The following is a 26,283-nucleotide window of genomic DNA, read 5'->3' on the forward strand; positions in this document are numbered from 1 at the left end:
GCGGATGCTCACGAGCGGTCGCCTCGCGTAGCGTGAGAGGGTGATCCGTCCGCTGTCCCGCACTTCGCTCATCCTCGACATCATCGGGGCGTTCGTGCTGTTCGCGGTGTTCACACCGACATCCGTGGTGTTCTATGCACCAGGAAACCTCAGTTCCACGGTTCCTGAGGCCGTGGGCATCGGCGGGCTCGTCGTCGCTGCGGTGCTGCAGTGCGGCGCGGTCGCGATCGGGCGGCTCGCGCCGGGCATAGCGCTGGCCGTCGCCTGGCTCGGCGCTATCGTGCAGATGGCCGCCGGCCTCGGTCCTCTTCCGATCAACGTCGCGATTCTCGGCGTGCTGTACGCGACCGCCGCCTGGGGCACGACGCGCGTCTTCTGGGCCGGTCTCGTCTCAGCGTTCGTCGGCGGCATCGTCTCCGCGACGTACATCAGCTTCACCAACGGCCAGTTCTTCTCGGCCGGAATCCCCAGCACGGTCGCCACCTTCGTGCTGCTCGCGTTCATGAGCATCCTCGCCCTCGGCTCGCCGTGGCTGGGAGGTTTCGGGTGGCGGATGGTGCTGCGCTGGCGTGTCAGCCGCGCCGCTCAGGCTCTGGCCGAGATCGCCACGGCAGAAGAGCAGGAGCGCGTGCGCATCGCCCGCGACATGCATGATGTCGTCGCGCATTCACTTGCCGTGATCGTGGCGCAGTCCGATGGGGCGCGCTACGCCGCGGCCTCCGATCCGCAGGTGGCGACCGAGGCGTTGGGCACGATCTCGCAGACCGCCCGCTCCGCGCTTTCCGATGTGCGGATGCTGCTCACCCAGCTGCGTCACCGCCAGGGAGACGGACCTCAGCCCACCATCGCCGACCTCGAGCAGCTGTTCGCGCAGGTGCGGCAGGCGGGCGTCGAGCCCCGGGTGACGGTCGACCCCATGCCGCCGGGTGAGCCCCCTGGAGCGATTCAGCTCGCCGTTTACCGCATCCTGCAGGAGGCACTGACCAACGCCATCCGGCACGGTGCGGGCCGGGTCGTCGACATCCGCCTGGCATGGTTGGCTGATCGGGTCGAGGTAGAGGTGCGCAACGAGATCGCTCCGGCACCGGTGCTGGGTGCATCCGGCGGGCACGGCCTGGTCGGAATGCGAGAGCGTGCCCAGCTCGTCGGCGGCTCGCTCACCACAGGGCGGGACGGCGAGGAGTTCGTCGTCACTGCGACGCTGCCGATCGGAGCCGCGCAGGAGATGCCGGTCGCAACTGGAGGAGATGCATGATCCGCGTGCTGTTGGTCGATGACCAGGCGCTGTTCCGCGCCGGCATTCGGATGCTGGTGTCATCACAACCCGATATGGACGTCGTCGCGGAGGCGGGCAACGGTCAGGAAGCGCTCGCCGCGGTCGCGCAGGCTGCGCCTGACGTCGTGCTGATGGACATTCGGATGCCGGTGATGGACGGGCTGACTGCAACGGCGGAGCTGCTGAAGACGCCGGACGCACCGAAGGTCGTGATGCTCACGACGTTCGACCTCGACGAAGCCGCGGCGCGTGCGATCCGACAGGGAGCGAGCGGGTTCCTGCTGAAGGATGCCGAGCCGGAGTTCCTGCTCGCGGCGATCCGTACCGTGCATTCCGGGTCGAACGTGATCGCAGCATCCGCCACCCGCGAGCTGTTCGCGCACTTCACTGAGGCGGCGAAGCCGGTGCCCGCCGCGTACACCTCGCTGACCGACCGCGAGAGGGAGATCTTCGCGCTCGCAGCACGCGGACTTTCCAACTCGGAGATCGCAGGGCGGGAGTTCCTCAGCGAGGCGACCGTGAAGACGCACATCAGCCGCATCCTCACCAAGCTCGCACTGCGCGACAGGGTCCAGCTCGTGGTGTTCGCGTTCGAGCACGGGCTGAACTGAGCCCCATCGCTCGCGGCAGGATCATCCTTGCGATGTAGGCGGATGCTCCGGGCGGGCGATGCGGCGCGGCATCCGATCTTCATAACGTCGTAGGTATGGAGATCACGACCACAGACCTCGGGCTCGCAGCCCGTGTGCAGCACCTCACGAAGGCCTACGGCACCGGAGAGAGCGCCGTCACGGCGCTCGACGACATCAGTGTCGGCATCCGTCGCGGACAGTTCACCGCGATCATGGGGCCGAGCGGCTCAGGCAAGTCGACGCTCATGCACATCATGGCCGGCCTCGATGCCCCGACGGAGGGCCGCGCCTGGATCGGCGACACCGAGATCACGGGTCTCGGCGACCTCGATCTCACGATCCTGCGGCGTCGCCGGGTCGGGTTCATCTTCCAGTCGTTCAACCTGGTGCCCACGCTCGACGCGATCGGCAACATCCTGCTGCCGTTCGAACTCGACGGTCGTCGGCCCAGCGCGATCGAACGCGCCAGGATCGACGGTCTCGTCGACACGCTCGGTCTCGGTGCGCGACTGCGCCACCGCCCGCACGAGCTCTCCGGCGGACAGCAGCAGCGAGTGGCGATCGCACGCGCGCTCGCCACAGCCCCCGACCTCGTCTTCGCGGATGAGCCCACCGGCAATCTCGACTCCGCCAGCGGGCGCGAGGTGCTGCAGCTGCTGTCCACCGCGAGCAGTGAGCACGGTCAGTCCATCGCCATGGTCACGCACGACGCGATCGCCGCCAGCCACGCCGATCGGGTGCTGTACCTGGGCGACGGCCGCATCGTCGCCGACCACCCCCGTCAGAGCGCCGAGCAGATCGCAGCCTACATGCTCGCAGCCGAGGTGGCCGCATGAGCGCCGTGACCGCCGTCGTCTCCGACACGGCCGCGACGGGCCCTCGCCTCACCTGGCTGCGCGACCGCGGCATGGACGCCAGCATCCTGGTCGCCGCACTCTCGTCGGCGTTCGGCGTGGTGCTCGTCGAGGCGACCGTGTACATCGGTGCGATGCTGCGGGCGGACCCGTACATCGGAGACAGCGGAACGCTTGCTGTCGTGGTCGCCATGCTGTCGGTGCTGCTGATCGGCGTCGCACTCTACGTCGCGGCGATCGTCACTGCCAATACATTCTCGACCGTCATCGCCGGGCGGACTCGGCACATCGCCCTGGTTCGATTGATCGGCGGCAGCGCGCGCTCCCAGCGCGCCGAGGTCGCGCGTCAAGGGCTGATCGTGGGTGCGTTGGGCACGATCATCGGCCTCGTTGCGGGATTGCTCGTCGCCTGGGCCGGGGTCACGGTCGCCGATCGGATGCTGGGTCAGGTGCCAGGGTTCACACTGATGCAGCCGACGGTCCTGATCCCGGCGCTCGGTGTCGCGTTGACGACGTGGGTCGCGGCCTGGGTCGGATCGAGGCGCGTGCTCACAGTGACGCCTCTGCAGGCGATCTCCGGCTCGGTGGAGCGCTCGCACGAGGATGCGGCTCGGCGCCCCACGCGTCACGTCGGCGCGCTGCTTCTGCTGATCGCCGGTGCAGCGCTGCTGGTGTTCGGGGTGATCGTCGGCCTGGTCACGCCGCTGGGCGTGGTCGTGGCGTTCTTCGGCGGGCTGCTGTCATTCACCGGTCTGTCGCTCGGTGCCGTGCTGGTGATGCCGCCGGTGCTGCGCGTGGTCGGGAAGCTCTTCGGCCGTTCGGCGACGGCGCGCCTCGCGGCGGAGAACGCCCTGCGGTACCCGGAGCGCTCCAGCCGGATGACGATCGGCGTCGTCATGGGTGTGACACTCGTAACGATGTTCGCCGTGGCACTCGAATCGGTCAAGGCGCTGCTGGCCAAGGCTGCTGGGGGCGAACTCGATTCCGAGTTCGCGCTCATCATGGACAGTTTCGCGGCAGTGATGATGGTGCTGGTCGGCATCTCGGCGGTCATCGCCGCGGTCGGACTTGTCAACCTGCTCACGATCGGAGTGGTGCAGCGCCGTCGGGAACTCGGGCTGCTGCGGGCGATCGGCCTGTCGAACGGTCAGGTGCGGCGGATGATCCTGCTCGAGGCGCTGCACATCACGATCGCTGCTACCGTGACCGGACTCGCGCTCGGCGTGCTCTACGGCTGGATCGCAGCGCAGTCGCTTCTCGGATCGGTGCGGATGCCGCCGAACTTCGACACCGCAGGGCTCGTCGCGCCGGCCGTGCCGTGGATCCCGGTGGTCGTGATCGTCGTCGCCACCGCGGTACTGACGCTCGTGGCCGCAGCGACCCCCACGCGGCTCGCGACCAGGGTGGCTCCGGTCGAGGCGCTGGCAGTGGACTGAGTCCATTTCGCCGAGACCCCATCTTGATGCCGAGACCCCACGCTGTTCGCGCGATTTCGACGGGGTCTCGGCAGTAACGCGGGGTCTCGGCGGCGGGGATGAGGGGAGGGGTCTCGTAGGCTAGAAGAATGCCGCAGCCGTTCGATCAGTCCGCGTACCAGGTCCGCTTCGAGTGGGGTGTCGCCGGCCTCCGCCGGCTCGCACCGGCCGATGTGGTCGTCGTGGTGGACGTGCTGCGCTTCTCGTCGACCGTGACGGATGCCGTGGCCTCCGGCCGCACGGTCGCACTGGCGGACGCCGAAGGCTGGTCACGCAACGGCGCGGCAGTGGCCGCGGCGGCAGGCGATTCGACGGTGCTCCTCGGATCGTTGCGCAACGCCTCGGCGGTGGCGAAGACCGTCCTCGAACTCCAGACCCGCAGGCAGCAGCGCACCTCGGTCGCCGTGATCGCGGCGGGCGAGATGACGGATGCCGGAGACCTCCGCTTCGCCGTCGAGGATCAGCTCGGCGCGGGCACGATCATCGCGGCGCTCAGTGACCTGGGCGCCGACCACACCTCCCCTGAGGCGGCGGCCGTCTGCGAATCGGCGCGCGGGCTGCGGCGGGCGATGCGGCATCTGCTCACAGCATCCGGATCAGGCAAGGAACTCGCCGACGGCGTCGCCGCGACCGCACGCATCAGCGCGGCGGGTCTCGTACCGACCGAGACCGCGGCCGCTGCCGAGGTCGACGCGACGGATGTCGTACCCGTGCTCAGCGACGGGGCCTTCGTCGCGTTCTCCTGACAGCCGCGACTACTGCTCGCGCGGCATCTGGGCGGCGAGGCGCACGTCGGCGGTGATCTCGCGACGAGTCCAGGAGAACTCGAAGCGCGGGTCGAAGGTGCGCGAGCACTTGACGCACGAGGTGGACCTGCTCGGACGCCGGTGCCGGTACGTCACGTGACCCGCGGGGCATGTTCCGATCCACGGTGCGAGCTCTTCCGCTGTCTCTCCGTGGTGGGTCGTTCCGCCGACGTAGCCGAGGTCGCGGGCGATGATCTTCCATTTCGCTCCGTGCGCGGCGCGGTGCCCGGCCAGAGCATGCGCGACCTCGTGAAGCAGCACCTGATGGATCTCATCGTCGTCGAACCGTGCCGCGAGATAGCGCGACACTGTGATCCGCTTCGCGCGGAAATCGCATTGCCCCGCGCGACGCTTCGCGTGGTCGAAGCCGAACGACCAGGAGTCGTCGAGATGCAACCGGATCAACGCCTCGCCCCAGATGCGCACACGGTCAAGTTCCGCCATGCGCCAAGGCTAAATCATCCCGCGGACATTAGGGGAGCGTGCGGGTCAACTTCCGACGAGCTGTCCGCTGCGGCGCTTCTCCGCCGCTTCGATCGCGAGTAGCGCGACCTCGAGTTCAGCATCGGCCGCGCCGGCCTCGCGTCGCAGGAAAAGCGCCTGCTTGAGGCTTGTGCGCGCGTCCTCGAAGTCGCCGGCGTCGTAGGCGTTCTTGCCGTGGTGCTGGTACGCGAACGCCGCGATCGAGGTCCATCCCTGTCCTTCGGCCTCGGATGCGCAGGTCGCCAGCTCCTGCTCGGCGGCGGCGTGTGCACCGCGGTACTGCAGGATCGTGGCGTGCAGTACCCGCGCCCTCAGGACGTCTTTACGAGTGCCGGCCATCCGTGCCACGCGCACCGATTCGTCGGAGAGCTTCAACGCGTCGTCGAGCTGGTCGAGCACCTTGAGCAGCCAGACCCGCTCGAGCAGTGCAGGCAGGCTGCGCTGCGATTCGATCTCGACCAGTCGTTCCGCGCATTCGACCTGATCGACCTGCTCACGAAGAGTCTGTGAGTCGTAACCCTTGATGTAACCCATGTGCTCTCCTTCCGCGGCGCCTCTCTCCAGTCTGCCTGTCTGATCCGCAGACGAGCGGGCGGCACGCCCCGGAGGCGGACTTTCAGCGCAGGAAGATCGACGCGTCCGGCTTCGGAGACGCCACAGCATCCGCATCCGTCACGATGCGCGCGCCTTTCGCGAACGCGGTGACCTCTGCACCCTGTGCGATCTTCGCGGGGTGGGGACCTGCCGCCAGCATGCGTGGCAGCCATTCCGACGGCAGGGGAGAGGTGGATGCCGCGATCACCAGATTCCCGAAACGACGGCCCTTCAGCACCTGGGTGTCTGCCAGCAGTGCGACCTCGGGAAGCACATGGGCGATCGTGGCGACCTGGCGTCTCGCGAATGCGAGCCCTGGGCCGTCGGCGACGTTGACGAGCAGCACCCCGGTCGGGGCGAGGAGGTCGGACAACTCCCGGTAGAACTCCACGCTGGTCAGGTGCGCCGGCGTCTGGGCGCCGGAGTAGACGTCCGAGACGACTAGATCGCACGCGCCGGTGAGTGCAGGGGGCAGCTTCTGCACCCCCGCGCGCGCGTCTCCGATCCTTATCCGGATCGCCGCTCCGCGCGGTAGCGGAAGGTGCTCGCGCACGAGCGCGGCGAGCGGCGCCTCCCACTCGATCACCTGCTGCCGGGAGCCGGGGCGCGTCGCCTCGATGTACCGGGGGACGGTCAGTGCTCCGGCGCCGAGGTGCACAGCGGTCAGCGGTGCACCGGCGGAAGTGAGCTGATCGATCACCGCGCCCATGCGCATCACGTACTCGAAATGCAGATGTGTCGGGTCTTCGAGGTCGACGTGCGATTGCGGGGTGTCATCGACGATCAACTCGTAGCCGCTGGTGAACTCCGAGGGCGTGATCAGCGCGAATCCGCCGTGATCCAGCTTCGCGCGCGGATGCTCGGTGTCTTTCGCGCGCGTCCGTCCCATGCCCCTGAGCCTATGCTTCGGGCGCGTGTTACAGGTGTATGACGATCATCCGCAGAAGTTGCAGGTATTTTGTTAGTGATGAATACTTTTTCCTGATCGGCATGCAACCGTTGCGCGCCGAGGCACTTTCAATGAGGAGATTCACCAGATGAAGAAGCGCATTCTTCCCATCGTGGCGCTGGGCGTCACGGCAGCACTGGGCCTCGCCGCATGTTCCGGCGACACGGGCAATGGTTCGGCCGACGGTGAGGATCAGACGCTGAGCGTCTGGATCATGCAGGGCACGAACCCCGACGCCACCGCCTTCCTCGACGAGGTCTCCGCGTCGTTCAAGGAGGAGACCGGTGCGACGGTCGAGTTCGAAGAGGTGCAGTGGGCGGACGCCCACGACCGCTTCGTGACCTCGATCGCGGGTGGCACCACCCCCGACATCGCCGAGACGGGCACGACCTGGACCGCCGAGTTCGCCGACGCCGGCGCGCTTGTGCCGATCGACGAGTACGTCGACGCCGAAGACGGACTCCGTGACGACCTGGTCGAGGGCCTCGAGGTCGCAGGCACCTACGAAGAAGAGCTCTACGGCATGCCGTGGTACGCCGGTGTCCGCTCGATCGTCTACCGCGCCGACATCTTCGAAGAGCTGGGACTCGAGGCTCCGAAGACCTGGGATGACATCGTCGCCGCGGGTGAGGCCATCAAGGCCGCACACCCCGAGATGCTCGCGTTCCCCGTCGCCGGAGACTCCGAGTTCTTCGTCTACCCCTGGGTCTGGGGCGCCGATGGCGAGATCGCCACTGAAGATGGCGGCGAGTGGACGAGCGAGCTCGACAGCAAGGAGTCGCAGGCCGGCATCCAGTTCTACACCGACCTGGCCACCAAGCACGGCTTCTCCTCCGCGGGTGCCACCACCTGGAAGGAGACCGACATCCGTGATGCTTTCACGCAGGGCAACGTCGCGATGATGCTCTCCGGCTCGTGGACCCCGAACGCTCTCATCGAGACCAACCCGGACCTCGAGGGCAAGCTCGGCGCGGCCGTCATCCCCGGCCAGGACGGCGGCATCGCCCCGTCCGTGCTCGGTGGATCGCACCTGTCGATCTTCAACACCACGAAGAACGCCGACCTCGCGTGGGAGTTCGTCCAGTTCATGACCACGGGCGAGTACGCCGAGCAGTGGGCTGAGCAGACCGGTTACTTCCCGGGCGTCGCCTCGGCGATGGAAGAGGCCCTTGCCTCGACCGACCCGCTGGTCGCCCCGTTCGCGGAGCAGATGGTCGACGGCGGCGCATCCGTGCCGGTGACTCCGAACTTCGGCGCCGTCCAGGCGAAGAAGACCACCAACGCGATGATCCAGTCGATCCTCAGCGGGCAGAAGGACGTCGCGACGGCGACGAAGGATGCCGCAGCCGAGATGACCGAGCTGCTCAACCAGTAACAACCAGTTAGGCAATACCCTCTATGTCGACGGTGCACGCACCGCTGCCGACACCCACGGAGGCGGGGAACACCCCCGCCTCCGTGGCCGGCGGCCGCCGATCCAATCGGGTCCTCTCCATCGCCAAGGCTCGCCCTTGGCTGCTCCTCGCCCCCGGGCTCGCCATCCTCGCGGTGCTCATGCTCTGGCCGCTGGTGCAGGTCTTCATCTACTCGCTGCAGGACTACGGACTGCGAGAGATCAACACCGGAGAGACCAACTTCATCGGCTTCGACAACTACGTCGAGGCACTCACCAACCCCACGCTGTGGACGGTCGTCCTCCCCAACACCGTCGGCTTCGCCGCCGTCGCGGTGTTCGCCACTGTGGCTGTCGGTACGCTCGTCGCACTGCTGCTGCAGCGACTCGGTACGACCTGGCGAGTGATCGTCTCCAGCTGCATCATGATCGCGTGGGCGATGCCCGCCGTCACCGGCACCTACGTCTGGACCTTCATCTTCGATGCCGACCGCGGCATCTTCAACGACATGCTGCAGAGCCTGGGCCTGATCGACGGCTCGGTGAATTGGTTCACGAACCAGTGGTCCTTCTATGCGATCGTGCTGCTGAACGTCGTGCACCACGGCTTCCCGTTCGTCGCCATCACGGTGCTCGCAGGTCTCCTGGGCGTCTCCAAGGAGATGCTCGAGGCTGCAGCGCTCGACGGTGCCGGCGCGTGGCGCCGGTTCTGGGGCATCATCTTCCCGACTCTGCGTCCGGTCTTCTCGGTCGTGATCATCCTGTCGACCATCTGGGACTTCAAGGTGTTCGCGCAGGTCTATCTCATGCCGGGCGGTTCCGGATCGAATCGCTCCGTGCTCAACCTCGGCGTCTGGTCGTACGTCGAGTCGTTCGGCCAGAACCGCTATGGATTCGGTGCCGCACTCGCGGTGCTGCTGACTCTGGCGCTGATCGGCATCACGATCGTGTACATCCGCTCGCTCATGAAGGAGGACGAACTGTGAACCCGAACAACAAGTCCGTCCTGTCGAAGGTCGGTATCGGCGTCGGTGTCGCCGCGGTCCTGATCTTCACGCTCTTCCCGGTGTACTGGATGATCTCCAGCGCCTTCGACAAGAACGCCTCCAGCGGTGGTCGCTCGTTCTTCCCTGAAGAGCTCACGTTCGACCACTTCACCTTCGTCTTCACCGAGGGCGGCTTCGGCGTCTTCCTGCGCAACTCCGCGATCGTCGCTCTTGTGACGGTGCTGGTGAGCGCGCTCGTCTGTCTGCTCGCCGCAGTCGCGGTGGCGCGGTTCAAGTTCAAGTTCCGCACCACGATCCTCATGCTGATCCTCGTGGTGCAGATGGTGCCGCTCGAGGCGCTCGTCATCCCGCTGTTCCTGCAGGTGAAGAGCCTGGGGCTGCTCAACAGCATCATCGGCCTGATGATCGTCTACGTCGCGCTCTCACTCGCGTTCGGCATCTGGATGCTGCGCGGCTTCGTCGCCGCCGTGCCGGTCGAGCTCGAAGAGGCCGCGTACATCGATGGCGCGAGCTGGTGGCGCATGTTCCGCTCGGTGCTGCTGCCGTTGGTCATGCCCGGCCTCGTCGCCACGAGCATCTTCAGCTTCATCACGGCATGGAACGAGTTCATCTTCGCGATGACGATGCTCGGCGGTGCAGAGGACCAGTACACGGTCGCCATCGGCCTGAAGTCGTTCTTCGGTCTGCACTCGAACGACTGGGGCAGCATCATGGCCGCCTCGACGATCATCACGATCCCCGTCATGATCTTCTTCGTCATCGTGCAGCGCAGGCTCGCCAGCGGCATGGTCGCGGGAGCAGTGAAGGGATGACGGACGAGCTCACACGTCTCGCCAACAGTGTGCTGTGGCCGGGGTTCTTCGGAACCGAGGCCCCGGCATGGCTGACCGCGGCGCTCGAGGACGACCTCGCAGGGGTCGTGTACTTCGGGCAGAACATCTCCGCTGAGCTGCCGGCGCTCAGCGCTCAGATCCGGGTGGCGAATCCGCATGCGCTGATCGGCATCGACGAGGAGGGCGGCAGCGTCACCCGCCTCGAGGTCGGCACCGGTTCGACCCTGCCCGGAGCCGCGCAGCTGGGAATCGTCGACGACGTCGCTGCGAGCGAGGCCACCGGCGCTGAGCTCGCCCGTCGTGCGCACGCGGCCGGCATCAACGTCGTGCTCGGCCCCGTCGCCGATGTGAACACCGACCCGCGCAATCCGGTGATCGGTGTGCGCTCGTTCGGGGCGGATGCCGCGCTCGTCTCCCGGCACGTCGTCGCGACTGTCGACGGCCTGCAAGGCGGGGGAGTGGCAGCGTGCGTGAAGCACTTCCCCGGCCACGGCGACACCCATCTCGACTCGCACCATGCACTGCCCGTGATCGCTCTGGACCCTGCCGAGATCGAGGAAGTGCATCTCGCGCCGTTCCGCGCCGCAGTCGCTGCCGGCGTCGATTCGATCATGACGGCGCATATCGTCGTCCCCGCCTGGGGCGAGCGGCCGGCGACGCTGAACCCTGACGTGCTGAACCGCCTGCGGGCGATGGGTTTCGACGGCGTCATCATCACCGACGCGCTCGACATGGCCGCGATCCGCGAGTCGGTCGGCATCGGTGGTGGGGCGGTGCAGGCGCTGGCCGCGGGGGCGGATCTGCTGTGCATCGGCAATCCGACTAACCCGGGCGCCGCGGCACTGGCCGACCAGGACGAGATCGACTACCTCACCGCGCGTGAGGCGATCGTCGCCGCGCTTCGCGACGGCACGCTGCCGCGCGAGCGCGTCGAACAGGCGCGCGATCGGGTGCGGATGCTGGCGGCGAAGGTCGCTGGTGCAGCCCGTGGAGCGCAGACGACTGCTGCGCCGGTCGAGGTCGCGCAGGCGGATGCCGCTGACAGGACGGCATACGACGCTGCGGAGATCGTGCGGCGTGCTCTGCGCGTGAAGGGCGCGACGGATGCCGCAGCATCCGCTCTTTCCGTCGTCGACGCTCGCCGGCGTTCGACTCTCGCGGTCGACAGCGCCGCGTCATATGTCGCGGACGGGCTCGCCGAGGTCGGCTTCCGCGTGCGGTTGGACGTCGACCGCGCGACTGATGAGGAACGGGAAACGGCGCTGAACGCCGCGATCGCCGCCGAAGGCCGCCTCGTCCTGCTGATCGATCGGCCCGACGTCGCCGACGCGCAGCGGGCGCTCGTGGACATCACGGCCGAGCTTGACCCGAACGCCGTCGTCGTGAACGTGGGGCTGCCGGCGCAGCATCCGCTGCCCCTTCCGGTCGTCGAGGTCGCGGCGGCGAGTCGCGTCGGCGCCGAGGCCGCCCGGGCCCTCCTGCTCGGACGCTGACCGGCCGGCTGGACGCTCAGTTCAGGTTGCCGGCTGAACAGGTGTCCTGCCCGACGTTCGTGCCAGAGAGCTCGGGTGGCAGCGTCGCCCGCTCTTCGGGTACCGGAGTGTCCTCGGGGGCTGCGGTGTCTTCGGGTGCGGGCTCTGTCGGGGGGATGATCTCCTCGACGCCTCCGTTGGGGCTCGCCCCGCCGGTGAGCTCCAGAGACTGGTTCGCGGCGAGTGCATCCCATAGCGCCGCAGCGGAGTCGTAATTGGGAATGACCTTGTTCGGGTCATCCGGATCGGTGTAGCTCGGATACTGCACGAACACGAAGTCGTTGAAGGGCACATCCTTCACAGCGAGGGCGAGTTGGCCCAGAGTCAGCGGGTTGGAGAGCGTGTCGCTGGGCACGATGTTGTCCGCCACGGTGTTCGCCAGGCGCAGCACCTTCGACGGGTCGCTGAGAACTTCATCGCTGAGGATCTTCTTCGCGAGGCGTGACATGTACTGCTGCTGGTTCGAGATGCGCGCGAGGTCGCTCCCATCGCCCACACCGTGACGCGTGCGCAGGAACTGCAGCGCCTCGAGGCCCTGCACATTGCGGGTGCCTGCCGGCCAGTCGATCCCCGTCTCGGTGTCGCTGATCCCGGGTTCTGCGATGCACACCTCGACGCCGCCGATCGCATCGGTCATCTGGATCACGCCGTCGAAGCTGAGTTTGGCTGCGAAGCCGATGGGTACTCCCGTGAGCTCGGTGATGGTCTGCGCCACGCAGGACAATCCGGCGTGGGCGTACACGCTGTTGAGTGATTGCGTTCCCTGCGCGGATGCTTCGGATCCGTCCTCGCGCGTGCACTCGGGCACCTCGACCATCAGGTCGCGAGGGAATGACACGACCGTCACCTTTCGTGGGTTCTCCGACACGTGCACCAGCAGATTCGCGTCGTTCAGGATGCCCGCATCGCTGTCCTCGCATCGCTCGCCGAGCCACTGCTGCGATATCGGACCGCACTCGTCGGTGCCGAGCACGAGGACATCGAAGGCGCCGGGGTACTCGCCGAGCGCAGGCGGGGCGATGTCCGGCGCGCCCTCGAGCGCGACGGAATCTGCTGTCGCGCGCGTCGCGAGGTCGACGACGACGAATGTGCCTACGCCGATCGCGGCGACCAGCACAGCGCCGAGTGCGGCGCCCAGCAGCTTCAGTCCCGTCGATGTGCGTGTCGGCGACGGCAGCGTCGCATGCCGAGCGACGGTCGAGCGGCGGAGCGCGTCGGGCAGCTTCTTCATTCGTTGTCCTCCGATCCTGCCCGACGCTAACACGGAGCCGTTACGTAGCTGATACCGGATCGCAACACGGATGCGTTTGGATTCCAGGAGCGTGCTGGGTAACGTCATTGCATCACCGTGTAGCGGAGCGATGACGCCCCGGCACGCGCAATGAAGCGCCCCAACAGGGAAGGTACACAGCATGCACCACACATCCATGCGTCGGCGAGGTCTCATCGCCGTCACCGGCACCGCGATCGCAGCGATGCTGCTCGCGGGCTGCGTCGCCAGCGATCGCGGCGACGACTCAGGAGATGCAGAAGGCGACGTCGACAGCACGTTCGTCTTCGCGGCGTCCTCCGACCCGGCCAGCCTCGACCCGGCGTTCGCTCAGGACGGCGAGACCTTCCGCGTCTCGCGCCAGATCTTCGAGGGCCTCGTCGGCACCGAACCCGGCACGGCAGACCCCGCGCCGCTGCTCGCCGAATCGTGGGAGCCGTCCGAGGACAACCTGTCGTACACCTTCACGTTGAAGGAGGGCGTCACGTTCCACGACGGCACCCCGTTCAACGCGGAGGCCGTCTGCGTCAACTTCGACCGCTGGTACAACTGGACCGGCCTCGCCGCCTCCGAGGCGTTCGGCTACTACTACAACAAGCTGTTCCACGGCTATGCCGACAACCCGGCTGACGCGGTCTACAAGTCCTGCACGCCCGACGGCGACAACACCGTCACGATCGAGCTGAACAAGCCGTTCGCCGGATTCATCCCGGCGCTCTCGCTGCCGGCATTCGCCATGCAGAGCCCCGCAGCCATGCAGGAGTTCTCCGCCGACGAGGTCGGCGGCTCCGCGGAGGCACCTGCTCTGTCCGAGTACGCCATGGGACATCCGGTCGGCACCGGTCCGTTCCAGTTCGACGAGTGGGCACCCGGCGAGCAGGTCACGCTGAAGTCCTACCCCGACTACTGGGGCGAGAAGGGTCAGATCGAGGAGATCATCTTCCGCACGATCGACGACCCGACCGCACGTCGCCAGTCTCTCGAGGCGGGCGATATCGACGGCTACGACCTGGTCGGCCCCGCCGACACGGCAGCTCTCGAAGAAGACGGCTTCACCATGGTGTCGCGTCCTCCGTTCACGATCCTCTACCTCGCGTTCAACCAGCAGATCCCTGAGCTTCAGGACCCGAAGGTACGCGAGGCGCTGTCATATGCGATCGATAAGGATGCATTGATCAGCCAGGTGCTGCCCGAGGGCACGCAGAAGGCGACGCAGTTCATCCCCGAGGTCGTCAACGGCTACAACGACGACGTCACGACCTACGAGTACGACGTCGACAAGGCGAAGACGCTCCTGGCGGAGGCCGGCTACGACGAGGCCAACCCGCTGAAGCTGACCTTCAACTACCCGGTCAACGTCTCGCGCCCCTACATGCCGGACCCCGAGCAGATCTTCACGGTGCTCTCCTCGCAGCTCGCTGAGGCGGGCGTGGAGACGACTCCGGTCTCGGAGGAGTGGGTCGAGTACCTCGACCGCACCACCGGCACCGCCGACCACGGCATCCACCTGCTCGGCTGGACCGGCGACTACAACGACACCGACAACTTCGTCGGCGTGTTCTTCGGTGCGCAGAGCTCGGAGTGGGGCTTCGACAACCCCGAGCTATTCGCAGCTCTGACCGAGGCGCGTGGGGTCGCCGACCTCGATGAGCAGACCGGTCTGTATCAGGACATCAACGAGATGGTCGCCGAGTTCATCCCCGGCGTCCCGCTCGCGCACCCGGCTCCCACCCTGGCCTTCGACTCCCGGGTCGAGAGCTACCCTGCCAGCCCGGTGAACGACGAGGTCTTCACGGACATCGTCCTCACCAAGTAAGGGTTCACGCGGCGTCACCCCTCTGATCGAAAGGTCAGAGGGGTGACGGTCCGCACCTGAAAAGCTGGGAGTACTACTTGCTGCGCACCATCGGCAGGCGACTGCTGTTCCTCATCCCCACTCTCTTCGGTCTGAGCATTCTGCTCTTCGCCTGGGTCAGAGCTCTTCCGGGCGGGCCTGCCGTGGCTCTTCTCGGAGAGAAGGCCACCCCGGACGCGATCGAACGGGTCAACAAACTCTACGGATTCGACAAGCCCCTCATCGAGCAGTACTTCATCTGGATCGGCCGGTTGCTCCAGGGCGACTTCGGCACGTCTATCCAGACGAATCGACCGGTGCTGGAAGAGTTCTTCCGGCGCTTTCCCGCCACCATCGAGCTGTCGATCGCCGCACTCATCTTCGCGATCGGCGTCGGCGTGCCGCTCGGCTACTGGGCCGCGCGCCGGCACGGCAAGTTCAGTGATCACGCCGCCGTCGTGCTGAGCCTCGTCGGCATCACGATTCCGGTGTTCTTCCTGGCGTTCATCCTGAAGTACATCTTCGCCGTGCAGCTCGGCTGGCTCCCGGCCGACGGCAGGCAGAGCCCGCGAATAGATGCCACCCACCCGACCGGCTTCTACGTGTGGGACGGCATCATCACGGGAGAGTTCGACGCGTCGTGGGATGCGATCCTGCATCTGATCCTTCCTGCGCTCGCGCTCGGCACGATCCCGCTTGCGATCATCGTGCGCATCACGAGGGCGAGCGTCCTCGAGGTGCAGAACGCGGACTATGTGCGCACCGGCCGCGCGAAGGGCGTCGCCAAAGCGACCTTGCGCAGCAGATTCATCCTGCGCAACTCCATGCTCCCCGTGATCACGACGATCGGCCTTCAGACCGGTCTGCTGATCTCGGGTGCGGTGCTGACCGAGACCGTGTTCGCCTATCCCGGTATCGGATCGTTCCTGGCGAGGGCGATCTTCACACGTGACTTCCCCGTGCTGCAGGGCTTCATCATCTTCATCGCGATCGCGTATGCGCTGATCAACCTCGCGGTGGACGTGTCCTACAGCCTGATCGACCCGAGAGTGAGGGTCCAATGAGCATTCCGCTTCCCCCCGCGCAGGGTGGCGAGATCATCGACACGGTCTCGCTCGCCCAGACTGAACTGAAGGATTCCGGCGGCGGCTTCTGGCAGGACGTCTTCCGGCGCCTGCGCCACAGCCCGACCGCGTGGATAGGCGCGGTGATCGTGCTGCTGTTCCTGCTCGTCGCGGCGTTCGCTCCGATCCTCGCGCCGTACCCCGAGACAGCGCTGCCCGGGGCGAAGTTCATCACGCCGACGCACATTCCTGGTCCCGGTGAACTCCCGGAGTTCCCCCTCGGGCTCGACCGCTTCGGCGGGGATGTGCTCTCCAAGCTCATCTGGGGCGCCCAGGCGTCTCTCCTGGTCGGTGTCATCTCCACGGCGATGGGTCTGGTCGGCGGCATGATCCTCGGTCTCGTCGCCGGTACGTTCGGCGGCTGGGTCGACACGGTCATCATGCGCGTCGTCGACATCATCCTGTCGGTGCCGAACCTGCTGCTCGCGGTCTCGATCGCAGCGATCCTCGGCCAGACTCCGTACGCGGTGATGATCGCGATCGGTGCGTCACAGGTGCCGATCTTCGCTCGTCTGCTCCGGGCGTCGATGCTGCAGCAGCGCTCGAGCGACTACGTGCTCTCGGCGCAGACGCTCGGCCTCGGCCGGGGGCGCATCACGATGTCGCATGTGCTGCCGAACGCGATCGGGCCGGTCATCGTGCAGGGAACGTTGACGCTGGCCACCGCCGTGATCGACGCGGCAGCGCTCTCCTTCCTCGGCCTCGGCGGCGGACGCCCCGAGACCGCAGAATGGGGGCGGATGCTGACCTACGCGCAGAGCGAGCTGGCGATCGCGCCTTGGTTGGCATTCTTCCCCGGCATCTGCATCGCCGTCACCGCACTCGGCTTCACGTTGTTCGGTGAGGCGTTGCGAGAATCCATGGACCCGAGGACGAGGGCGCGCTGACATGACCCCCGCTGACAAGACCAAGGAACAGAGATCTGAGGAACAGGGCATGAGCACTCCGCTGCTGTCGGTCGAACGCCTCGCGGTCGACTTCAACACCACCGATGGCGTCGTGCACGCCGTCGAGGGCGTGGACCTCGAGATCTCCGAGGGCGAGACCGTCGCGATCGTGGGGGAGTCCGGTTCAGGGAAGTCCACGACGGCGATGGCCATCATCGGCCTCCTCGCCGGCGGCGGACGCATCGCCGCCGGCAGCATCCGCCTCGACGGTCGGGAGATATCGAAGGCCCCCGAGCACGAGATGCGCACGATCCGCGGACGCCATATCGGCCTCGTGCCGCAGGACCCGATGTCGAACCTCAACCCGGTCGCCAAGGTCGGCACTCAGGTCGCCGAGACCCTGCTCGCGCACGGCCTCGCGAACAGGCAGAACGTCTCGGCGAAGGTGGTCGAGGCGCTCGAAGCCGCGGGACTGCCCGACGCGGCGAAACGCGCCAAGCAATATCCGCACGAGTTCTCCGGCGGTATGCGTCAGCGTGCGTTGATCGCGATCGGGCTCGCGTGCAAACCGCGACTGCTGATCGCGGATGAGCCGACCAGTGCGCTGGACGTCACAGTGCAGCAGACGATCCTCGACCAGATCGGGACGATGACCCGCGAGCTCGGGCACGGCGGTGCTGCTGATCACCCACGATCTCGGTCTCGCCGCAGAGCGTGCAGAGCGCGTCATCGTGATGCATCGCGGCAAGGTCGTGGAGCAGGGCGATGCGAAGCAGATCCTCGAAGATCCGCAGCATCCGTACACGCAGTCACTGGTGAAGGCCGCCCCGTCGGTTGCGATCGCCCGCCTGCGACCTGAGGCGTTCACCGCCTCGAAGGAGGCTCCCAGTGTGGACGACGCCGCACCCACGGACAATATCGTCGAGATCGAGAACCTCACGAAGGTCTACCCGGTGCGGGGCCGAAGTGAGGACTTCATCGCGGTGAACGATGTGTCGCTCGTGATCCCGCGCGGCGAGACCGTCGCGATCGTGGGGGAGTCCGGTTCAGGGAAGACCACCACGGCACGGATGCTGCTCAAGGTGATCGATCCGACCAGCGGACTGATCAAGTTCGAGGGAAAGGATGTCTCCACTCTCAGCCGCGCCGAGACTCGTGACTTCCGTCAGCGGGTGCAGCCGATCTTCCAGGATCCGTACTCGAGCCTGAACCCGATGTTCACGATCGAGAGGCTGATCGCCGAGCCGCTGGAGTTCTACAAGCGGGGGAGCGGTTCCGATCGGCGGAAGCGGGTGCGGCAGCTGCTGGACGATGTCGCGTTGCCGCAGTCGATGCTGCGGCGGTACCCGTCCGAGTTGTCGGGCGGCCAACGGCAACGAGTCGCGATCGCCAGGGCGCTGGCGCTCTCTCCTGACCTGATCGTGTGCGACGAGCCGGTCTCGGCGCTGGACGTGTTGGTGCAGGACCAGATCCTGCGTCTGCTCGGCGACTTGCAGCGCGAGTACGGGCTCAGTTATCTGTTCATCTCGCACGACCTCGCCGTCGTGCGGTTGATCAGCGACTACGTCTGCGTGATGAAGGACGGGTCTCTCGTGGAGGCGGCGACGTCGGAGGAGATCTTCACCAACCCTCGCGATCCGTACACGCGCCGCCTGCTGGCGTCGATCCCCGGCAACGAACTCAACATCGCCTGACCGGACCGAACAGGGCGCGTCCGGGGCCTTTTACCGCAGCATCCGGAATTGGTCAAGGACTCCACTTGCCATGTCGTGAAATCGGACGTATAGTTGTTCTTTGCGCCTCGGTTCTCCCTGCCCTCATATGGTGGTCGGCAGATGTTGAGCATACGAGTGCGCACTCCACCTGACGACAAAGGAATCGAGAAGCCCTGCGGGGCTCACGGAGGTTATTCCCTTGGCTGCTGCTCGCAACGCATCCACATCCACCACCAACAAGAACGGACGCGGAGCTTCCCGTCTTTCGTTCGCCAAGATCTCCGACACGCTGACGGTCCCTGACCTTCTCGCGCTGCAGACGGAGTCCTTCGACTGGCTCGTCGGCAACGACGCCTGGAAGGCTCGAGTCGCAGAGGGCAAGAAGGCCGGTCGCAAGGATCTCAACGAGTTCAGCGGTCTGGAGGAGATCTTCGAGGAGATCTCTCCGATCGAAGATCTCAGCGAGACGATGCAGCTGAGCTTCACCAACCCGTACCTCGAGCCTGAGAAGTACTCGATCGACGAGTGCAAGGAGCGCGGCAAGACCTACGCCGCTCCGCTCTACGTCGAGGCCGAGTTCATGAACCACCAGACCGGTGAGATCAAGACTCAGACCGTCTTCATGGGTGACTTCCCGCTGCAGACCAGCCGCGGAACCTTCATCATCAACGGCACCGAGCGTGTCGTCGTGTCGCAGCTGGTGCGCTCGCCGGGTGTCTACTTCGACAAGACCCCCGACAAGACCTCCGACAAGGACATCGTCTCCGCTCGCGTCATCCCGAGCCGTGGTGCATGGCTCGAGTTCGAGATCGACAAGCGCGACCAGGTCGGCGTGCGCATCGACCGCAAGCGCAAGCAGTCCGTCACGGTGTTCCTCAAGGCGCTGGGCATGACCAGCGAGGAGATCCTCGTCGAGTTCGCCGGGTACCCCTCCATCGAGGAGACCCTGGCGAAGGACACGATCCTCACCAAGGAAGACGCGCTGCGCGACATCTACCGCAAGCTCCGTCCGGGCGAGCAGGTCGCCGCTGAGGCTGCCCGCGCGCTGCTGGACAACTTCTACTTCAACTCGAAGCGGTACGACCTCGCGAAGGTCGGCCGCTACAAGATCAACCAGAAGCTGGGCCTGAACCAGCCGCTGGACTCGTCGGTGCTGACCGTCGAGGACATCGTCGGAACCATCAAGTACCTCGTGCGTCTGCACCGGGGCGACGAGACCTTCGAGGGTCTCCGCGCCGGCAAGAAGACCGAGATCCGGATGTCGACCGATGACATCGACAACTTCGGCAACCGTCGCATCCGTGCCGTCGGCGAGCTCATCCAGAACCAGGTCCGCACGGGCCTGAGCCGTATGGAGCGCGTCGTCCGTGAGCGTATGACCACGCAGGACATCGAAGCGATCACGCCGCAGACCCTGATCAACGTGCGCCCCGTCGTCGCCGCGATCAAGGAGTTCTTCGGAACGTCGCAGTTGTCGCAGTTCATGGACCAGAACAACCCGCTCGCGGGTCTGACCCACAAGCGTCGCCTCTCGGCTCTGGGCCCCGGTGGTCTGTCCCGTGACCGCGCAGGCGTCGAAGTTCGTGACGTCCACCCGTCGCACTACGGCCGCATGTGCCCGATCGAGACCCCTGAAGGCCCGAACATCGGTCTGATCGGCTCGCTCGCCACGTTCGCGCGCATCAACTCCTTCGGTTTCATCGAGACCCCGTACCGTCGCGTCGTCGACGGTCAGGTCACGGATGACATCGACTACCTGACTGCCTCCGAGGAGAACGACTTCATCGTCGCTCAGGCCAACGCGCCCCTCAAGGCCGACGGTCGCTTCCGCGAAGAGCGCGTCCTGGCCCGCCGCCCCGGCGGCGAGGTCGACCTGTTCGCGCCGACGGAGATCGGCTACATGGACGTCTCGCCGCGCCAGATGGTGTCGGTCGCGACCTCGCTCGTGCCGTTCCTCGAGCACGATGACGCTCAGCGCGCGCTCATGGGCGCCAACATGCAGCGTCAGGCTGTGCCGCTGCTGCGCAGCGACTCGCCGCTCGTCGGAACCGGTATGGAGGGCTACGCAGCCATCGACGCCGGCGACGTCATCAGCGCCGAGAAGGCAGGTGTGGTCACCGAGGTCTCCGCAGACCGCGTCGTGCTCCAGCTCGATGAGGGTGGCACCAAGGAGTACTACCTCCGCAAGTTCGACCGCTCCAACCAGGGCACCTCTTACAACCAGAAGGTGCTCGTCTCGGCCGGTGAGCGTGTCGAGGTCAACGAGGTCATCGCTGATGGCCCCGCCACTCAGAACGGTGAGCTCGCGCTCGGCAAGAACCTGCTGGTCGCGTTCATGACCTGGGAGGGCTACAACTTCGAGGATGCGATCATCCTCAGCCAGGACCTCGTGAAGGACGACACCCTCTCCTCGATTCACATCGAAGAGTACGAGGTCGATTCCCGCGACACGAAGCTCGGCAAGGAGGAGATCACCCGTGACCTCCCCAACGTCAGCCCTGAGCTGCTGAAGGACCTCGACGAGCGCGGCATCATCCGCATCGGCGCCGAGGTCCGCCCCGGCGACATCCTCGTCGGCAAGGTCACGCCGAAGGGCGAGACCGAGCTGTCGGCCGAGGAGCGTCTGCTCCGCGCGATCTTCAACGAGAAGAGCCGCGAAGTCCGTGACACCTCGCTGAAGGTTCCCCACGGTGAGCAGGGCACGATCATCGCTGTCAAGGAGTTCAACGCCGAAGACGGCGACGACGAGCTCGGCTCCGGCGTCAACCGCCGCGTCGTGGTCTACATCGCCCAGAAGCGCAAGATCACCGAGGGCGACAAGCTCGCCGGCCGCCACGGCAACAAGGGTGTCATCGCCAAGATCCTGCCGATCGAGGACATGCCGTTCCTTCCGGACGGCACCCCGGTCGACATCGTTCTGAACCCGCTCGGCATCCCCGGTCGAATGAACTTCGGTCAGGTGCTGGAGACCCACCTCGGGTGGATCGCCAAGCAGGGCTGGAAGGTCGAGGGCAACCCCGACTGGGCGACGAACCTGCCGAAGGACGCCTTCGAGGCAGCCCCCGGCACTAAGGTCGCGACCCCGGTGTTCGACGGTGCAGAGGAGCAGGAGATCGCAGGTCTTCTCGACTCGACGCTGCCGACGCGTGACGGTGACCGCCTGATCGACTCGACCGGTAAGACGCAGCTGTTCGACGGCCGCTCCGGCGAGCCGTTCCCGGCTCCGATCTCGGTGGGCTACATGTACATCTTGAAGCTGCACCACCTGGTCGACGACAAGATCCACGCCCGCTCCACTGGCCCGTACTCGATGATCACCCAGCAGCCGCTCGGTGGTAAGGCGCAGTTCGGTGGCCAGCGCTTCGGTGAGATGGAAGTGTGGGCCCTCGAGGCCTACGGTGCGGCTTACGCACTCCAGGAGCTCCTCACGATCAAGTCCGACGACATCCTCGGCCGCGTCAAGGTGTACGAGGCGATCGTCAAGGGCGAGAACATCCAGGAGCCCGGCATCCCCGAGTCGTTCAAGGTGCTCATGAAGGAGATGCAGTCGCTCTGCCTGAACGTCGAGGTCCTCTCGGCCGACGGCACGACGGTCAACCTCCGCGACACCGACGACGAAGCATTCCGCGCAGCGGAGGAGCTCGGTATCAACATCTCCAGCCGATTCGAGTCCGCCTCGATCGACGAGATCTGATCCGGCCGATAACGAATTCTTATTGAGACACAGGAGAACTAGTGCTCGAGTCAAACACTTTCGATGAGCTTCGCATCGGCCTGGCCACCGCTGACGACATCCGCGGATGGTCATACGGTGAGGTCAAGAAGCCGGAAACCATCAACTACCGCACGCTCAAGCCCGAGAAGGACGGCCTCTTCGGAGAGCAGATCTTCGGACCCAGCCGCGACTGGGAGTGCGCCTGCGGCAAGTACAAGCGCGTCCGCTTCAAGGGCATCGTCTGCGAGCGCTGCGGCGTGGAGGTCACCAAGAGCTCCGTCCGTCGTGAGCGCATGGGTCACATCGAGCTCGCCGCGCCCGTCACCCACATCTGGTACTTCAAGGGCGTCCCGTCACGCCTCGGATACCTGCTGGACATGGCTCCGAAGGACCTCGAGAAGGTCATCTACTTCGCTGCCTACATGGTCATCTCGGTCGATGAGGATGCTCGTCACCGCGACCTGGCCACGCAGGAGAACAACATCCGCCTCGAGCTGAAGACGCTGGGGGATCGTCGCGACGCGAAGATCGCCGAGCGCCTCACCAAGCTGGAGGAGGAGCTCGCATCTCTTGAGGCTGAGGGTGCCAAGGCCGACGCCAAGAAGAAGGTCAAGGACGCCGCCGAGAAGGAGATGACTCTCACCCGCAAGGGTGCAGACGAGCAGATCGCCAAGCTCGAGCGCGTGTGGGAAGACTTCCGCACGCTCCAGGTCGGCGCTCTTCGTCCAGAGGACGACGTCTTCCACGAGCTGCAGGACCGTTTCGGTCAGTACTTCGAGGCCCACATGGGTGCGGAGTCGATCCAGCGTCGCCTGGCTGCTTTCGATCTGAAGACCGAAGCAGAGAACCTGCGCCTGCAGATCTCCGAGGGCAAGGGCCAGCGCAAGATCCGCGCGATCAAGCGCCTGAAGGTCGTCAGCTCGTTCCTGGAGACGGGCATGAGCCCGGCATCCATGGTTCTCGATGTCGTTCCGGTCATCCCGCCGGAGCTGCGCCCGATGGTGCAGCTCGACGGTGGCCGCTTCGCCACCAGCGACCTCAACGACCTCTACCGTCGTGTGATCAACCGCAACAACCGTCTTCGTCGTCTGATCGACCTCGGTGCCCCCGAGATCATCGTCAACAACGAGAAGCGGATGCTGCAGGAGGCCGTCGACGCACTGTTCGACAACGGTCGCCGTGGTCGCCCCGTCACCGGTACCGGCAACCGCGCCCTCAAGTCCCTCAGCGACATGCTGAAGGGCAAGCAGGGTCGTTTCCGCCAGAACCTGCTCGGAAAGCGCGTCGACTACTCGGGCCGTTCGGTCATCGTCGTCGGCCCGCAGCTGCAGCTGCACCAGTGCGGTCTGCCCAAGCAGATGGCTCTCGAGCTGTTCAAGCCGTTCGTGATCAAGCGCCTGATCGACCTCGGTCACTCGCAGAACATCAAGGCAGCCAAGCGTGCCGTCGAGCGCACCCGTCCCGAGGTCTGGGACGTGCTCGAGGAGATCATCCGCGAGCGTCCGGTGCTGCTGAACCGTGCACCAACCCTGCACCGCCTGGGCATCCAGGCCTTCGAGCCTCAGCTCGTCGAGGGCAAGGCCATCCAGCTCCACCCGCTCGTGTGTGCGGCGTTCAACGCCGACTTCGATGGCGACCAGATGGCTGTGCACCTGCCGCTGTCGGTCGAGGCTCAGGCCGAGGCCCGCGTGCTGATGCTCGCGTCGAACAACATCCTGAAGCCGTCCGACGGTCGCCCGGTCACCCTGCCTTCGCAGGACATGATCATCGGCCTGCACCACCTCACCGTGGTGAAGGCGGGCGCAGCCGGTGAGGGCCGTGCATTCGGCTCTGTCTCCGAGGCGATCCTCGCCAAGGACGAGGGCACCCTCGACCTGCAGGCGAAGGTCCGCATCCGTATCCACGGCCTGACCTTCCTCGAAGGACAGGCGCCTGAGGGATACGAGCGCCACGGCCTCGTCGACGCTTCGCTGGGTCAGGCGATCTTCAACGCCACGCTCCCGAAGGGCTACCCCTTCGTGCGCGAGCCTGCCGACAAGGGCAAGCTGTCGCAGATCGTCAACAAGCTGGCCGAGGAGTACCCGAAGGTCGAGACGGCGGCGACGCTGGACCGCATCAAGGATGCCGGCTTCTACTGGGCAACACGCTCCGGTGTGACGGTTGCGCTGAGCGATGTGCTCACGCCGCCGAACAAGAAGGAGATCGTCGCCAAGCACGAGAAGCTGGCTGCGAAGGTTCAGTCCCAGTACGAGAAGGGCCTCACGACCGACGCCGAGCGTCGTCAGGAGCTCATCAAGATCTGGACCGAGGCAACCGACGAGGTTCAGGTCGCGATGCGCGAGAACTTCCCCGAGGACAACACCATCAACCGCATGGTGTCCTCCGGTGCTCGTGGTAACTGGCTGCAGATCCGCAACATCGCGGGTATGCGTGGTCTGGTGAACAACCCCAAGGGTGAGATCATCCCGCGTCCGATCATCTCCTCGTACCGCGAGGGTCTGTCGGTGGCGGAGTACTTCATCGCGACGCACGGTACTCGTAAGGGTCTGGCTGACACCGCTCTGCGTACTGCCGACTCGGGTTACCTGACCCGTCGTCTGGTGGATGTCTCGCAGGACGTCATCATCCGCGAAGAGGACTGCGGCACGTCGAAGGGCCTCGAGCTCCCGATCGCCGCTCCGAACTCGCAGGGTGAGCTCGTGCGCGATGCGAACGTCGAGAACTCGGTGTTCGCTCGCACGCTGGCCGCTGACGTGATCGACAGCAAGCGCGAGGTTCTCGCTTCTGCCGGAGATGACGTCGGAGACGTCCTGATCGACAAGCTCGTCGAGCTCGGCGTCGACACCATCAAGGTGCGTTCGGTGCTGACCTGCGATTCTGCTGTCGGTGTCTGCGCGCAGTGCTACGGCCGTTCGCTCGCGACGGGTAAGACCGTCGACATCGGCGAGGCTGTCGGCATCATCGCCGCTCAGTCGATCGGTGAGCCCGGTACCCAGCTGACGATGCGTACGTTCCACACCGGTGGTTCGGCTTCGGCGGATGACATCACCCAGGGTCTGCCCCGTGTGCAGGAGCTCTTCGAGGCTCGTACGCCGAAGGGCGCATCGCCGATCGCAGAGGCCGATGGCCGCATCACGATCGACGAGACCGACAAGGCGAAGAAGGTCATCCTCACGCCCGACAACGGTGACGAAGAGGTTGTCTACCCGGTGCTGAAGCGTGCGACGCTTCTCGTCGAGGACGGCCAGCACGTCACGGTCGGTCAGCCGATCCTGGTTGGCACGCTGGACCCCAAGGAGGTCATGCGTGTCATGGGTGCCCGCGAGGTGCAGCGTTACCTCGTCGGTGGCGTCCAGGGCGTCTACCGCTCGCAGGGTGTGCCGATCCACGACAAGCACATCGAGGTCATCGTCCGTCAGATGCTCCGCAAGGTCACCGTCGTCGATCACGCCGACACGACCCTGCTTCCGGGTGAGATGGTCGACCTCAAGCGCTACCAGGCGATCAACCGCGAGGCTGTCGCAGAGGGCAAGCGTCCGGCATCCGGCCGTTCGGAGCTGATGGGTATCACGAAGGCGTCGCTTGCGACCGAGTCGTGGCTGTCGGCTGCGTCGTTCCAGGAGACGACTCGCGTGCTCACCGAGGCTGCCATGCAGGGCAAGCGCGACCCGCTGGTCGGTCTCAAGGAGAACGTCATCATCGGTAAGCTCATCCCCGCCGGAACGGGCCTCGCGAAGTACCGCGATGTCACGGTCGAGGCGACGGAGGAAGCCAAGAGCGAGCGCTACCCGAACCGGATCTTCGCATCCGACGGTGCGTACGCCGAGGGCGACTTCGGTTACGTCGACTTCGACGCGTTCTCGACGGATGACGTGACGCCCGGTACTTACAACTGAGCGTTCTG

At 65.9% G+C, this 26,283-nt stretch carries 18 protein-coding genes and 1 pseudogene; 15 read left to right on the forward strand and 4 right to left on the reverse strand.

What is annotated here, in order from left to right; genetic code table 11:
• The first annotated feature begins 40 nt into the window (after nucleotides 1–40).
• The 5 genes from QFZ46_RS13265 to QFZ46_RS13285 all read left to right on the forward strand — a co-directional run bounded on the left by QFZ46_RS13265 (nucleotide 41) and on the right by QFZ46_RS13285 (nucleotide 4,983).
• Nucleotides 41–1,255 (forward strand): sensor histidine kinase, encoded by a 1,215-nt coding sequence (locus QFZ46_RS13265; protein WP_307362239.1) that lies wholly within the window; start codon nucleotides 41–43, stop codon nucleotides 1,253–1,255.
• A complete protein-coding gene (locus QFZ46_RS13270) occupies nucleotides 1,252–1,887 on the forward strand; it encodes a response regulator (protein ID WP_307362242.1) in 636 nt (211 codons plus the stop codon). The genes QFZ46_RS13265 and QFZ46_RS13270 overlap by 4 nt, the downstream gene beginning before the upstream one ends.
• Before the next feature lie 95 nt (nucleotides 1,888–1,982).
• Entirely contained in the window at nucleotides 1,983–2,744 is a 762-nt protein-coding gene (locus tag QFZ46_RS13275; protein WP_307362244.1) for an ABC transporter ATP-binding protein, read from the forward strand.
• Nucleotides 2,741–4,198, forward strand: a complete 1,458-nt coding sequence (locus tag QFZ46_RS13280) for an ABC transporter permease (protein WP_307362246.1) — start codon at nucleotides 2,741–2,743, stop codon at nucleotides 4,196–4,198. Before QFZ46_RS13275 ends, QFZ46_RS13280 begins: the two co-directional genes overlap by 4 nt.
• 128 nt (nucleotides 4,199–4,326) lie before the next feature.
• On the forward strand, nucleotides 4,327–4,983 hold the full coding sequence (locus QFZ46_RS13285) for a 2-phosphosulfolactate phosphatase (RefSeq protein ID WP_307362249.1): 657 nt from the start codon (nucleotides 4,327–4,329) through the stop codon (nucleotides 4,981–4,983).
• A gap of 9 nt (nucleotides 4,984–4,992) precedes the next feature.
• Here QFZ46_RS13285 and QFZ46_RS13290 read toward each other — a convergent pair whose 3' ends face one another.
• The 3 genes from QFZ46_RS13290 to QFZ46_RS13300 all read right to left on the reverse strand — a co-directional run bounded on the left by QFZ46_RS13290 (nucleotide 4,993) and on the right by QFZ46_RS13300 (nucleotide 7,009).
• Entirely contained in the window at nucleotides 4,993–5,487 is a 495-nt protein-coding gene (locus QFZ46_RS13290) for a SprT-like domain-containing protein (protein ID WP_307362251.1), read from the reverse strand.
• A gap of 45 nt (nucleotides 5,488–5,532) precedes the next feature.
• On the reverse strand, nucleotides 5,533–6,060 hold the full coding sequence (locus QFZ46_RS13295) for a hypothetical protein (RefSeq protein ID WP_307362253.1): 528 nt from the start codon (nucleotides 6,058–6,060) through the stop codon (nucleotides 5,533–5,535).
• 82 nt (nucleotides 6,061–6,142) lie between these two features.
• Entirely contained in the window at nucleotides 6,143–7,009 is an 867-nt protein-coding gene (locus tag QFZ46_RS13300; RefSeq protein WP_307362254.1) for a spermidine synthase, read from the reverse strand.
• A gap of 148 nt (nucleotides 7,010–7,157) precedes the next feature.
• Between QFZ46_RS13300 and QFZ46_RS13305 the strand changes: the two genes are divergently transcribed.
• Genes QFZ46_RS13305 through QFZ46_RS13320 form a run of 4 tightly spaced genes read left to right on the forward strand, consistent with a single transcriptional unit; the run spans nucleotide 7,158 to nucleotide 11,795 of the window.
• On the forward strand, nucleotides 7,158–8,444 hold the full coding sequence (locus QFZ46_RS13305; protein WP_307362256.1) for a sugar ABC transporter substrate-binding protein: 1,287 nt from the start codon (nucleotides 7,158–7,160) through the stop codon (nucleotides 8,442–8,444).
• 23 nt (nucleotides 8,445–8,467) lie between these two features.
• Nucleotides 8,468–9,448 carry a carbohydrate ABC transporter permease gene (locus QFZ46_RS13310; RefSeq protein WP_307362259.1) on the forward strand — a complete coding sequence of 327 codons (981 nt, stop codon included), beginning with the start codon at nucleotides 8,468–8,470 and terminating at the stop codon, nucleotides 9,446–9,448.
• Complete coding sequence (locus QFZ46_RS13315; protein ID WP_307362260.1) at nucleotides 9,445–10,281, forward strand: carbohydrate ABC transporter permease; 837 nt, start codon at nucleotides 9,445–9,447, stop codon at nucleotides 10,279–10,281. The genes QFZ46_RS13310 and QFZ46_RS13315 overlap by 4 nt, the downstream gene beginning before the upstream one ends.
• The gene (locus tag QFZ46_RS13320; protein ID WP_307362263.1) at nucleotides 10,278–11,795 is read left to right on the forward strand and encodes a glycoside hydrolase family 3 protein; all 1,518 of its coding nucleotides are present in this window, start codon (nucleotides 10,278–10,280) and stop codon (nucleotides 11,793–11,795) included. The genes QFZ46_RS13315 and QFZ46_RS13320 overlap by 4 nt, the downstream gene beginning before the upstream one ends.
• A 16-nt stretch (nucleotides 11,796–11,811) precedes the next feature.
• Here the strand turns inward: QFZ46_RS13320 and QFZ46_RS13325 are convergent, their stop codons facing one another.
• Nucleotides 11,812–13,065 (reverse strand): LCP family protein, encoded by a 1,254-nt coding sequence (locus tag QFZ46_RS13325; RefSeq protein WP_307362265.1) that lies wholly within the window; start codon nucleotides 13,063–13,065, stop codon nucleotides 11,812–11,814.
• Between the two features lie 181 nt (nucleotides 13,066–13,246).
• Here QFZ46_RS13325 and QFZ46_RS13330 point away from each other — a divergent pair, with 181 nt between their 5' ends.
• The 6 genes and pseudogenes from QFZ46_RS13330 (at nucleotide 13,247) to rpoC (ending at nucleotide 26,275) form a co-directional block, all read left to right on the forward strand.
• A complete protein-coding gene (locus QFZ46_RS13330; RefSeq protein WP_307362267.1) occupies nucleotides 13,247–14,920 on the forward strand; it encodes an ABC transporter substrate-binding protein in 1,674 nt (557 codons plus the stop codon).
• A gap of 77 nt (nucleotides 14,921–14,997) precedes the next feature.
• On the forward strand, nucleotides 14,998–16,002 hold the full coding sequence (locus QFZ46_RS13335) for an ABC transporter permease (RefSeq protein WP_307362269.1): 1,005 nt from the start codon (nucleotides 14,998–15,000) through the stop codon (nucleotides 16,000–16,002).
• Nucleotides 15,999–16,949, forward strand: a complete 951-nt coding sequence (locus QFZ46_RS13340; RefSeq protein ID WP_307362271.1) for an ABC transporter permease — start codon at nucleotides 15,999–16,001, stop codon at nucleotides 16,947–16,949. Before QFZ46_RS13335 ends, QFZ46_RS13340 begins: the two co-directional genes overlap by 4 nt.
• Nucleotide 16,950: 1 nt before the next feature.
• Nucleotides 16,951–18,643: pseudogene (locus QFZ46_RS13345) on the forward strand (ABC transporter ATP-binding protein).
• Between the two features lie 220 nt (nucleotides 18,644–18,863).
• Nucleotides 18,864–22,358 (forward strand): DNA-directed RNA polymerase subunit beta, encoded by a 3,495-nt coding sequence (rpoB, locus tag QFZ46_RS13350; RefSeq protein ID WP_307362273.1) that lies wholly within the window; start codon nucleotides 18,864–18,866, stop codon nucleotides 22,356–22,358.
• A gap of 41 nt (nucleotides 22,359–22,399) precedes the next feature.
• Nucleotides 22,400–26,275, forward strand: a complete 3,876-nt coding sequence (gene rpoC / locus QFZ46_RS13355; protein WP_307362274.1) for a DNA-directed RNA polymerase subunit beta' — start codon at nucleotides 22,400–22,402, stop codon at nucleotides 26,273–26,275.
• Nucleotides 26,276–26,283 lie beyond the last annotated feature (8 nt).

Origin of the sequence: Microbacterium murale, from assembly GCF_030815955.1 — a bacterium.
Taxonomy (GTDB): Bacteria; Actinomycetota; Actinomycetes; order Actinomycetales; family Microbacteriaceae; genus Microbacterium; species Microbacterium murale_A.